Genomic DNA, 1,204 nt, shown 5'->3' on the forward strand with positions numbered 1-1,204 from the left:
ATTTTTTTATAGGAGGGATTTCCATGGAAGTTATGGTTGAAACCTGTTGTGGAATCGATGTGCATCAAAAGTCCATTGTCTGTTGCATCCTTGACGGCCCGTTAGACACGAACAAACCAAAGAAACAGCACCGTACCTTTGGTACAACAACAAAGAAACTCCGAGAAGCATTGATTTGGATTCAGTCTCAGAACGTAACGCATGTTTTTTTCGAAAGCACGGGTCAATATTGGATTCCAATATTTAATATTTTCTATGACAGCAATCTGACGTTGATTCTGGCGAATCCGCAACACATTAAAAATCTTCCTGGTAGGAAAACGGATATGAACGATTCGGAATGGATTGCCCAACTTGGTAGATGTGGTCTGATTCAGCCATCCTACATTCCTTGCGAGGAAGTTCAACAATTGCGGCTTCTGACAAGACGACGTAAATCCTATACTGAACGGATCACCCAATGTAAAAATGAAATTCATAATATTTTACAACGGGCCAACATTAAACTAACGAGCTATCTTTCGGATATCTATGGCCTTACTGGAATGGCCTTATTGGAGATGTTCATTAACGGGGAAGTCATTACAGAAGAAACGGTTCTTCCCAAAATTCAGGGGAGAGTCAAAGCTACTGTGGATCAGCTAGTTGAAGCGATGGACGGTAAACTGTCCATTGAGGATCGATTCCTACTAGGACAATCCTTGGAACATTACCGTCATTTGGTGAATCAAGTAGAGGAAATCACGGCTGTTATCAAGCAATATGTTTTAGAGAGATTTGAGCGAGAGTATAGTCTCCTTATTGAACTTCCCGGAGTCAGTGCTATTGTTGCCTGCGTGATTTTGAGTGAAATTGGTCCAAATGTAGAGGCCTTCCAATCACAAGGAAACTTAGCATCATGGGCTGGAGTATGCCCAGGATCTTATGAGAGTGCTGGAATAAAAAAATCTTCCCATACAACACAAGGCAATAAATATTTAAAATCCAGCCTCTTTCAGGCCGGAGGCACTGCGGGGAGATCAAAAGATGAAGCGTTCCATAATCTATACGCTCGTATTTCTGGTAGAAGTTCGAAGATGAAGGCAATCATCGCCTGTGCACATAAACTGATTAGAATAATCTATAAAATCTTAAGCACAGGCGAACATTACGACGCAAAAAAAGCTCTAGGACTGCGGCAACAGGCTAGAGCAAACTAAAAAAA

The 1,204-nt window shown here is 41.4% G+C and carries 1 protein-coding gene; it reads left to right on the plus strand.

What is annotated here, in order from left to right:
- Positions 1-23 precede the first annotated feature (23 nt).
- Positions 24-1,199 (plus strand): IS110 family RNA-guided transposase, encoded by a 1,176-nt coding sequence (locus BMZ71_RS14560; protein WP_086990938.1) that lies wholly within the window; start codon positions 24-26, stop codon positions 1,197-1,199.
- The last annotated feature ends 5 nt before the right edge of the window (positions 1,200-1,204 follow it).

Origin of the sequence: Trichococcus flocculiformis (assembly GCF_900113645.1) — a bacterium.
Lineage (GTDB): Bacteria > Bacillota > Bacilli > Lactobacillales > Aerococcaceae > Trichococcus > Trichococcus flocculiformis.

Excerpts from the sequence above, each read along its gene's own strand:
- BMZ71_RS14560 (WP_086990938.1), top strand. The coding sequence starts at position 24 with ATGGAAGTTATGGTTGAAACCTGTTGTGGAATCGATGTGCATCAAAAG.